Source organism: Streptomyces sp. NPDC057543, from assembly GCF_042801895.1.
Taxonomy (GTDB): Bacteria; Actinomycetota; Actinomycetes; order Streptomycetales; family Streptomycetaceae; genus Streptomyces.
On sequence record NZ_JBHVFF010000302.1, the window covers coordinates 1 to 10,117 of the forward strand.

Annotated in this window: 7 protein-coding genes and 2 pseudogenes; 4 read left to right on the top strand and 5 right to left on the bottom strand. The window is 71.9% G+C overall.

Annotated features, from left to right (window positions below):
- Window positions 1-769 (bottom strand): annotated as a pseudogene (locus ACFU8Q_RS34430) (sugar transferase); the annotation flags it as partial.
- Between the two features lie 446 nt (window positions 770-1,215).
- On the opposite strand from ACFU8Q_RS34430, the gene ACFU8Q_RS34435 reads away from it, so the two are divergent.
- Window positions 1,216-2,475, top strand: coding sequence for an FAD-binding protein (locus ACFU8Q_RS34435; protein ID WP_384461939.1), 1,260 nt, complete (start codon window positions 1,216-1,218; stop codon window positions 2,473-2,475).
- A 66-nt stretch (window positions 2,476-2,541) separates the two neighbouring features.
- On the opposite strand, the gene ACFU8Q_RS34440 is transcribed toward ACFU8Q_RS34435, so the two are convergent.
- Both ACFU8Q_RS34440 and ACFU8Q_RS34445 read right to left on the bottom strand, forming a co-directional pair.
- Entirely contained in the window at window positions 2,542-3,561 is a 1,020-nt protein-coding gene (locus ACFU8Q_RS34440) for an MASE1 domain-containing protein (RefSeq protein ID WP_384461942.1), read from the bottom strand.
- Window positions 3,562-3,618: 57 nt separating this feature from the next.
- On the bottom strand, window positions 3,619-4,449 hold the full coding sequence (locus ACFU8Q_RS34445; RefSeq protein ID WP_384461945.1) for a PP2C family protein-serine/threonine phosphatase: 831 nt from the start codon (window positions 4,447-4,449) through the stop codon (window positions 3,619-3,621).
- Window positions 4,450-4,644: 195 nt separating this feature from the next.
- Between ACFU8Q_RS34445 and ACFU8Q_RS34450 the strand changes: the two genes are divergently transcribed.
- The gene (locus ACFU8Q_RS34450) at window positions 4,645-4,944 is read left to right on the top strand and encodes a DUF1876 domain-containing protein (RefSeq protein ID WP_384461948.1); all 300 of its coding nucleotides are present in this window, start codon (window positions 4,645-4,647) and stop codon (window positions 4,942-4,944) included.
- Window positions 4,945-5,031: 87 nt separating this feature from the next.
- On the top strand, window positions 5,032-6,126 hold the full coding sequence (locus ACFU8Q_RS34455) for an XdhC family protein (RefSeq protein ID WP_384461950.1): 1,095 nt from the start codon (window positions 5,032-5,034) through the stop codon (window positions 6,124-6,126).
- A gap of 392 nt (window positions 6,127-6,518) precedes the next feature.
- On the opposite strand, the gene ACFU8Q_RS34460 is transcribed toward ACFU8Q_RS34455, so the two are convergent.
- Together ACFU8Q_RS34460 and ACFU8Q_RS34465 are read right to left on the bottom strand one after the other, a co-directional pair.
- Window positions 6,519-8,222 (bottom strand): acyl-CoA dehydrogenase family protein, encoded by a 1,704-nt coding sequence (locus tag ACFU8Q_RS34460; protein ID WP_384461954.1) that lies wholly within the window; start codon window positions 8,220-8,222, stop codon window positions 6,519-6,521.
- 68 nt (window positions 8,223-8,290) lie between these two features.
- Window positions 8,291-8,902 carry a TetR/AcrR family transcriptional regulator gene (locus ACFU8Q_RS34465; RefSeq protein ID WP_384461957.1) on the bottom strand — a complete coding sequence of 204 codons (612 nt, stop codon included), beginning with the start codon at window positions 8,900-8,902 and terminating at the stop codon, window positions 8,291-8,293.
- 449 nt (window positions 8,903-9,351) lie between these two features.
- Between ACFU8Q_RS34465 and ACFU8Q_RS34470 the strand changes: the two are divergent.
- Window positions 9,352-9,807: pseudogene (locus ACFU8Q_RS34470) on the top strand (lamin tail domain-containing protein); the annotation flags it as partial.
- Window positions 9,808-10,117 lie beyond the last annotated feature (310 nt).

A 10,117-nucleotide genomic window follows, 5' to 3' on the forward strand; every position in this document is an offset into this window, starting at 1 on the left:
GCCGTATCCGGCCGGCCGCTGTGCCCGAGAGCTCCGACAGCACGGAGAGCGGAAGTCCGCCGTCGTGCAGTCCCCAGGAGAGTCGGCGCAGCCGCTCCTCGGAGAGCTGTGGCCCGGGCACCACCAGAGCCAGGTCGGCGTCATGGGCGAAGGCGCTGCCCAGCACCGTCGACGCGTCGTCGTCGGCCGGTGCCGGTGCGAGCCGGCCCGGCACCTGGACCTCGCACTCCAGCGGCGCGGTGCCCACCGGTACGGCGGCCACGACCCGGTACGGATGGTCCGCACGGGAACCCAGCAGCCGCACCGCGCGTTCCACTCTCGAAGCCTCGCCGACCACCAGTACCCGCCGCACCGTCCGCTGCCGCCGCAACCGCCGTACCCCCCATGCGGCCAGGCCCGCCGGCAGGCCGGGCAGCAGTGCGACGACCGCCGTCGCGGGATCGACCGCGTCACCGGTCATGGTCCGCAGCACGGCGAGCACGCCGATGAGCAGCAGCCAGTCGCCGGCCGTGGTCAGCACCCCCGGCGGATCGCCCGGAGACCGGCCCGCGTACCGGCCGCGCGCGGCCCGCACGCCCGACCATGCCAGCGCGGCCACCGCCGCGGCGACCCCGGGCCGCGGCTGCCCGCCCACCCACAGGACGAGCCATGCCGGAATCCCCAGGCCGAGCAGTTCGGCGCCGATGAGTACCGGCAGGCGCCGGCCCGTCCGTCTCTTGGCCGCGGGCGGTCCGGATCGTTCGCGTTGTCCGGCAGAAGCCCTCCACACATCGTCAAGTTCTTTGCTGCGAGGCCGATTTGAAGCAGTCCGTGGAAGCGGCGCCCCCGCCAGTCCCACGGGTCCTGATCTGTCCGAATCGGGTAGCTCGACATGCCCCATGAACCCCCCAGTCACAGTTGCATCGCCACAAACGGGACGCATCCGTCGATCCAGGGGACTGACGGATGCGCCCGCGCTCGGTGCACGATATCCACACACGTGCCATTTCGCTGGAGTTTCAGTGAAGTTCAGACATGCGCACTGACTCTGAACTCATCCCGTTCCGCGCCGGATCGCTTGGTCTGTGGGTGACTGTTCGCATTTGGAGGGTGCTGGAATCGGATGGTGTGCGGACATGTAGGTCACCAGTTGCATGGTTCCACCAACAGGCTCGTCTGGGAGGATGGCCCGTCGGGATCAGGACACCCGGCCACGAACGAGAGTGGGGACGTGCGGTGACTCCCGCGGAGAAGAACTGGGCTGGAAACATCACCTTCGGAGCACGGCGGCTGAGCACCCCCCGCTCCGAGGCCGAGCTGCGGGAAACGGTGTCCGCCGCGACCGCGGTGCACGCGCTCGGCACCCGGCATTCCTTCAACACCGTCGCCGACACCCGGGGTGTGCTGGTGTCCGTGGCGGGGCTGCCCCGCAGGATCGAGATCGACCGGAAGGCCGGGGCGGTCACCGTCGCCGCGGGGCTGCGCTTCGGGGAGTTCGCCGGCGTACTGCACGAGAACGGGTACGCCCTGCACAACCTGGGTTCGCTGCCGCACATTTCGGCCGCCGGGGCCTGCGCCACCGGAACGCACGGCTCGGGGGTCGGTAACAGTTCCCTGGCGGGCGCGGTCCGGGCGCTGGAGATGGTCACGGCCGACGGCCGGACCGTGTCACTGGGGCGCGGCGACGCGGACTTTCCCGGAGCGGTGGTCGCGCTGGGCGCCCTGGGCGTGGTGACCGCGCTGACGCTGGACCTGGTGCCCGCATTCGACGTACAGCAGTGGGTCTACGAGGATCTGCCGGAGTCCCGGTTCACCGACGGGTTCGACGAGGTGATGGCGGCCGCGTACAGCGTGAGTGTCTTCACCGACTGGCGTGCGGGGCCGCTCAACCAGGTGTGGATCAAGCAACGGGTGGACCCCGAGGGGCCACGGCGGGCGCCCGGGCAGTGGCTCGGCGCGCGGCTCGCCGGCGGGCCGCGCCATCCGATCCCCGGTATGCCGGCCGAGAGCTGCACTCGTCAGCAGGGCGTTGCGGGACCGTGGCACCGCCGGCTTCCGCATTTCCGCCTGGAGTTCACCCCGAGCAGCGGGGACGAACTGCAGTCGGAGTACTTCGTGGCACGGCGGGACGCGGCCGCGGCGTACGAGGCACTGGCCCGGCTCCGGGAGCGGATCGTGCCGTTGCTGCAGATCTCCGAGATCCGTACCGTCGCCCGCGACGATCTGTGGCTGAGCCCGGCGTCCGGCCGGGACTCGGTGGCCTTCCACTTCACCTGGGTACGCGACACCGCCGCTGTCACCCCCGTGCTAGGGGCGATCGAGGAGGCCCTGGCACCGTTCGGCGCGCGACCGCACTGGGGCAAGGTGTTCACGATCGCCCCCGAGAGCCTGCGTGCGCTGTACGGGAAGTACGCCGATTTTGAGCGGCTGACGGCCCGGTTCGATCCGGAGGGCACGTTCCGCAACGACTTCCTGGCACGCCACTTCCGGCGGTGAACGGCCCTGCCTCCGAAAGGCGGGCCACTCGCCACGGCCGTGGCCCGGCCGTCCACGGGACCGAGGTCAGAGGCCGTCGGGCTCGTCGTCGGGCCGGGAAGGCCAGCGGCCCGGGGACCGTCCCGGTGCCAGCCGCTCAACCACCTCGGCCAGCTCCTCGCAGGCACGCTGGATTCTGAGGCGGATATTGCTCTGTTCGGTGACGACGGCTGCGAGCAGCAGCGCGGTCAGGGCCACCGAACCGTTGAACACGGCGAGATTCACCATCACATGAAGGATGCTGTGGCCCTCGAACGGTCCCACGCCCTGCGTTCCCGCGACGACCGCCAGGACCGACACCAGGAAGGCGCACGGCGCGCTTCCTGCCAGCCGAAAGCGCAGAGCCGCCCAGATGATCAGCGGGAACACCAGGTAGATCATCGCCAGCGAGGTCCTGGTTGCCACCAGGGAGACCGCCACGGAGGCCACCGCCAGCGCGCTCGCCTCGATCCACCGGTCCGTGGCCCGCGGCATCCGCACCGTGCGCAGCACGAGCAGCAGCGGGGTGACCACGAGCACGCCCGTCGCGTCCCCCGACCACCATGCCGTCCAGACCGGCCAGAAGCCGCTCAGCGGCAGATTGTCGTCCACCACGAGCATGCACGTGCCCACGGTCGCGCTGACGACCATGCCCGCCAGCGCACCGAGGAACACCAGCACGACGCCGTCGCGCAGCCGGTCCAGCTCCCTGCGGAAACCGGCCCTGCGCAGTATCAGGTACGAGCAGACGGGAGCCAGGGTGTTGCCCGCCACGACGACGACGGTGAGCAGCGAGACCGAGTCGCTGAGCGTGGCGATGACGGACAGGGAGCCCAGCGCGATACCGGGCCAGGCGCGCAGTCCCAGGAAGAGCAGGGCACCCAGCGCGATGCCCGTGGGGGGCCAGAGCGGGGTGACGATCGCGCCGTGGACGGACACCCCGCGGATCAGACCGAGCCCACCGGCCAGGTAGTAGGCGGCGGCGACGGTCAGGAGGCGCAGCGCGGCCGAGGCCGTGCCTATCGTTCTCTCGCTGCTGGACGACTTGCTGCGGATCACACATCTCATCAGACACCGGCCCGGACGGGTGGCGGCCGTCTGACACGCTCGCCCCGGCCCCGGGCATCAGTTCCCGCCGGGAGCCACTCCGTGGCGCAGGACGAGAACGGCGGCGTCGTCCTGGTGCCCGGTCCGCTCCGCCGCGCGCAGAACCGCGTCGGCCAGCTCGTCGGCGTCGTCGGCCACCCGGGAGACCACCAGCCGCGTCACCGCGTCCAGCCCCTCCTCGATCGGGAACGAAGGACCCTCGACCACCCCGTCGGTGACCAGGACGAACGCACCGGGGTTCGTCAAGCGCCGCCGGGTGACCGGATAGCGCTCACCCGCCCGGATCCCCAGGGGCAGGCCGCCCTCGTCCTCGGTGACACCGAAGTGCCCGTCGGCGGTGGCCCAGACAGCGGCGACATGCCCGGCGCGGGCACTGTGGAGCTCCCGGGTGACCGGGTCGAGGCGGGCAAAGGTGCAGGTGGCGAAGAGGCCCGAGTTCACCGAGAGCAGTAGATCGTTGGTCCGGCCCACGACCTCGCCGGGATCCGTGGCGGTGGCGGCTATCGCCCGCATGGCGATGCGGATCTGACCCATGAAAGCGGCCGCCTCGACGTCATGGCCCTGTACGTCCCCGATGGCGAACGCCAGCGCGCCGTCCGGCAGCACGAACCCGTCGTACCAGTCACCACCGATGTCCAGTCCGCTGCGGGCCGGAATGTACCGGGCAGCTGTCTGCAGCCCCGGCAGGGCGGGCAGCGCCGAAGGGAGCATCTCGCGCTGCAGCGCCTCGGCCAGTTCCACCCGCGCCCGGTGCAGCTCCACCTCCTGGCGCGCCCGTGAGGTGAGCTGCTGCAGAGTGGTGAGCAGTTCGCCGGCGCTCGCCGCACGGGGAGGACGACGCCGGTTCATGTGCGGCTCCGCACTCGGGGGAAGTGACTCCCGCATACTATTTCGGCGCTACGAGCCCCGCAGGACGAGAAACGGCGACATGATCCCGGCAGGACGGTCCGGAACGCGCGGACGGGCCCGCCCGGGGGGATCCTGGGGACAGGACCGCGTCGTGGCGGCGCACCGACGTCCGCGCGCGGTCGCAGGAGGTGAGCGATGACCCGCACGCTGGAATGGATGGTCCGGGTAGGCCTGTCCGAGGAGGACGGTACGACCAGGGCGGAGGCGGTGCTGGACACCGGCTCGGAAAAGCTCGTGGGACACGGGGTCGCCCGCTGCAACCCGGAGGACGTGGACGTCCCCGCCATCGGCGACGAACTCGCGGCGAGCCGTGCCATGAAGGACGTCGCGGCGCAGTTGATGAAGGCCGCCGACCAGGAACTGGAATCGGTCGGGGCCGGACCCGCGACCGGGCCCGTCGCACCGCCGTACGCGTGGTCCGACACCACGGCCTGAGCCTCGCCCCGCACCGGCCGCCGGGCCACGAGGGTGAAGCGGGCGCGGGCAGGACCGCACACGTCCCGACCCTGGGGGAGGTGGCCGATGCGTGAGATTCTTCCGGCGCTCAGTCGCTGGTACGCCGCCGGGGAGCCGTTCGGGCTCGCCACCGTCGTCGCGGTCAGCCGCAGCGCGCCGCGCGGCCCCGGGGCGGCGATGGCCGTGGGCCCGGACGACGAGGTCGTCGGCAGCGTCTCCGGCGGTTGCGTCGAGGGAGCGGTCTTCGAACTGGCCAAGGAGGTCATGGAGACCGGCGATGCCCAGCTCCGTACCTTCGGCTACAGCGACGCGGACGCCTTCGCCGTCGGTCTCACCTGCGGCGGTGAGATCACCCTCCTGGTGCGCCCCGTGACGGCCGCGTACGACGTCTCCTTCGGCGAACTCGCCGCATCGGTCGCCGCTCACCGCCCGGTGGCGGCCGCCGTCGTGACCGATGGCCCCGCCCCGCGCGGCGCCGCCCTCGCCGTCCGGCCGGACACCGTCTGCGGCTCGCTGGGCGCGAACGGACTCGACGCCGCCGTCACCGCCGACGCACGAGGGGAACTCGCCCGCGGCGCAACCGGCTTGCGGCACTACGGTCCCGACGGCGAACGGCGCGAGGACGATGTCACCGTGTTCCTCCAGTCGTTCGCCCCGCCGCCCCGGATGCTGGTCTTCGGCGCGATCGACTTCGCCGCGGCGGTGGCCCGGATCGGGGCGTTCCTCGGCTATCGCGTCACCGTCTGCGACGCCCGCCCCGCCTTCGCCGACCCCCGCCGCTTCCCGGACGGTGCGGAGGTGGTCGTCGACTGGCCGCACCGGTATCTGCGCGGCACGGAGACCGACGCACGGACCGTGATGTGCGTACTCACCCACGACCCGAAGTTCGACGTCCCGCTGCTGGAGGTGGCCCTGCGCACCCCGGCCGCGTACATCGGGGTGATGGGCAGCCGGCGGACCCACGAGGACCGCCTGGCCCGGTTGCGCGAGGCCGGTCTCGGCGAAACTGAACTGACCCGACTGCGCTCGCCCATCGGCCTCGACCTCGGCGCGCGCACCCCCGAGGAAGTGGCAGTGTCGATCGCGGCGGAGATCGTCGCACTGCGCTGGGGCGGCACCGGCAGCCCGCTCACGGAGACGTCCGGGGCGATCCACCGGTGAGCGGCGAACTCGTCGGCCGGTCCGTCGACGGCTGCCCGCCACGGCTGCGGGCTTACGACCTCACCCGCGATGGAGAGCGGGCTCCCGACGCCCTGCGACTCCGCCTCCGGTGTTGTCGTCGGTCAACGACGCTCCGCGTCGCTTCCCTCCTCCGCCTTGGATTCGAAGCCGCACGACGCCGCTCGCTGATCCACTCTCCATCGCGGGTGAGGTCGTTACGGAAGAGCCGACGCCCCGCGGAGAGCCCCTAGGAGGCCCCGGACGGGTCAGGCGGATCAGCCCGCGGGAGCGCAGCCGTTCTCCCGCGTCCGCCCAATGCGTCTCGCGCCAGCGCCGGTCGAGCCGGCCCGCACTCCCCGTACGCACACCGGGGAGCTTCGCCGGTGGCCGCCTCAGCCGGTCGGGCCGAAGTGCCGCTCCACGATCGCCGTGGCGTCGGTGCCGCGCGGCAGGATGCCGTACTGGTGGCCACGCTCCTCACCGAGCCGGGCGGCGACGAACGCCTCGGCCGCCGCCGCTGGAGCATGACGCAGCATCAGCGAGGACTGCAGAGCCAGCGCCATGCCCTCGACCGTCGCCCGGGCGCGGGTCTGCGCGGCGAGCGGGTCGCGCAGGTCCTCGGCCAGCTCCCGGCGCACCCGGCGGATGTGCGCGTCCAGCACGGAATTCGCACCGGACGTGGTCTCCAGCTCGGCCCAGAAGGCGTCCAGCGACTGCGGGGTCCTGGCGATACCCCGCAGCACATCGAGGGCGATGACATTGCCGGAGCCCTCCCACACCGCCATCACCGGCTGCTCGCGGTAGCGCCGGGCCAGCGGCCAGTCCTCGGTGTAGCCGTTGCCGCCCAGGCACTCCAGCGCCTCGTAGGCGTGGTGCGGACCGCGCTTGCAGATCCAGTACTTGGCCACGGCGGTGGCCAGCCGCCGGAACATCGCCTCGGACTCGCCGCTGTCGGCCTCGTACGCATGGGCCAGGCGGAGCGAGGTCCAGGTCGCGGCCTCCGTCTCGAGCGCCAGATCGGCGAGGACCGCCGTCATGGCCGGCTGGTCGACCAGCCGGGCACCGAACGCGCTGCGGTGGTGCGCGTGCCAGATCGCCTCGGACACCGACTGGCGCATGCCCGCGGCGGTGCCGAGCACACAGTCGAGCCGGGTGTGGTTGACCATCTCGATGATGGTGGGAACGCCGCGGCCGGGCTCGCCGACCCGTACCGCCCAGGTGCCGTCGAACTCCACCTCGGAGGAGGCGTTCGACTTGTTGCCGAGCTTGTTCTTCAGCCGCTGGATACGGACGGTGTTACGGGTGCCGTCGGCCAGCACACGCGGCACGAGGAAGCAGGTGAGCCCGGCCTCGGCCTGGGCCAGGACCAGGAACGCGTCCGACTGCGGGGCCGAGAAGAACCACTTGTGCCCGGTCAGCAGATGGGCCCGGCCCTCGGGGTCGGAGGCCAGCGGGACGGCCCGCGTGGTGTTGGCGCGGACGTCCGAGCCCCCCTGCTTCTCCGTCATCCCCATGCCGAACGTCAGCCCCGACTTGCGGCCCGGCGCGATCGGCCGGGGGTCGTACGAGCGGCTGAGCAGGCCCGGCAGCCAGTCCCGCCCCACCTCCGGATCGCGCTGCAGGACCGGGACCACGGCATGCGACATGGACATCGGGCAGGCGTGGCCGGGTTCGATCTGGGCGAACAGCATGAAGGAGGCCGCCCGTGCCACCGCCGCTCCGGGCTTCGGGTCGGCCCAGCCCGCGGTGTGCGTGCCGTGGTTCACCGCCGCGCCGATGATCTCGTGGTACGCGGGGTGGAAGTCGATCTCGTCGACACGGTTGCCGTAACGGTCATGGGTGCGCAGCACGGGCGGGAAGGTGTGCGCGAGCTCCACGTCGATCTGGAACCGCTCGGAACCGACCAGGGTGCCGATCCCGTGCAGCTCCTTCTCGTGCCAGGCCGCGCCGAAGGCCCGGACGGCCTCCGAGAGCGGCAGGTTGGTGCCGTACTCGTCGAGATCCTTCCTGGGCGGGGCCTGGTTGGTGACCTCGTGGGTGGGGTGTGGTGCGGGGGCGTCGGGTCGGAGGCCGGTCCGGTGCGGGGTGGCGTTCATCGCGGGTTCCTGTCCTGGGGAGGTGGGCGGGGGCGGCGAGGAAGCGGGGGAGCGGGTGCGGCTCGCGATCAGGCGCCGTGGGCTCCGACCGCTCTCAGGCACAGCGTGGTGATGCCTGCCACGACCGGTTCCGGTTCGGTCCGCCCGCTGATCGGTGACAGTGGGCCGAGCAGTGCCTCGCCGACCGCCCCGATCACGGCGGCGGCCGACAACCGCGCGTTCTGCGCGGGCAGTTCACCCGAGGCGATCCCTGCGGCGACGGCCGACTCGGCGAGGGCGTGATAGCCGCGCCGGTACGTCAGCCGCTCCTGCTCGACGAGCGGATCGACCGGTTCGGCCAGCAGCGCCCAGGCCGTACGAGGGTTGCGCAGCGCACGGTACGCGAAGACCTCGACCAGCGCGCGCAACTGCTCGGCGGCACCGCTCCGCGCCCGCACCGCCTCTTGCACCGTGCCGAGTTCATGACCTGCGACGTGGCGGAAGACCGCCGCGAGCAGCTCCTGCTTGGAGGTGAAGTGGTTGTAGACGCTGCCGGTGGCGACGCCGGCCCGGTCGGCGATCGCGGAGATGCCGGCCGCCGCGTATCCGCCCTCGGCCAGCAGTTGCCGTGCGGCTTCCAGCAACCGTTCGCGGTGCGCGAGCCGGGTCGCCTCGGTGCGGGCGGTGGGGCGGTAGGCCACGATGTTCTGAACCTCGATTCATATCTTCCTCTCTCACTGAACCACTGTTGTTCGCACCGCGCAACGGCCCTGTCGCAGAACTGCCGTTCTCGTTTCCGTGAGTAAGGGAACGGGGGTTCAAGGTTGTGCGGGTGGCGGCTGTTACGGAATTCCCCGGCGACTCGCGCGGGGTGTACGCGGCCGTGCGCCCCGCGCTCGGGTTCACCGGCGGGTGCGCCGGCGCGGTGCCGGGCGGGTGGATGTAGTGGGCAGTGGTTGACAGGTACTCGGACGGCCGGAATGTGTGCCCGGTGCAGACGCGTGTGACGGAAATGTCCGTACTTCGTCACACGTATCGGGGCGCCTTCCATGACTCGGGCCACCGGGCCACAGTGTGCGTTCTCGGCAACAGGCCGGGATCGAACAACGCTCGGACCGCAAGGGTCCGGGCCCGTATCCGAGGGGTATTCATGTCCCGTTCCGCACGGCGGTTCACTGCCGCCGTTCTCGCTTCCGGCGCTCTGGTGGCTGCCGCCGCCCTCCCGGCGACCGCAGACGAACACGGCCGCGGTCACAGCCGGACCGACGAGCGTCCGGCGGTGGTTCTGGGCGCGATCCAGTACAACGGCTTCGGTCGTGCCAGCGGCTCCAACCGCAGCCTCAACAGCGAATGGGTCACCGTCACCAACACCGGCCGCCACGCGGTCAACCTCCGAGGCTGGACCCTGAGCGACGAGAGCCGCCGCACCTACCGGTTCAATCTGCGCCTGGCCGGCCGCTCCTCCGTGCGCGTGCACACCGGAATCGGCCGCGACACCGCACGCGACGTCTACCAGGACCTCCGCAGGCACGTCTGGGACGCCCGCGACACGGCGACACTGCGGGACGCGTACGGCCGCAGAGTCGACTCGAAGTCCTGGGGCCGCGACCGCGACGACCGTAGCGGTCACCAGGGCCGTGATCATGGGCGCGGCGACGACCGTAGCGGTCACCAGGGCCGTGATCATGGGCGCGGCGACGACCGTAGCGGTCACCAGGGCCGTGATCATGGGCGCGGCGACGACCGCAGCGGTCACCAGGGCCGTGATCACGGACGCGGCGACGACCGCAGCGGTCGTCATCACCACGACGGTCGCGACTGACCCGACCGGCGTCCGCTCCCCGTCCCCGGAACGGCCGCCACCACCCTGATCGCGGCGCCCCGCGGCCCACCCCGGCCGCGGGGCGCCGCCCGTG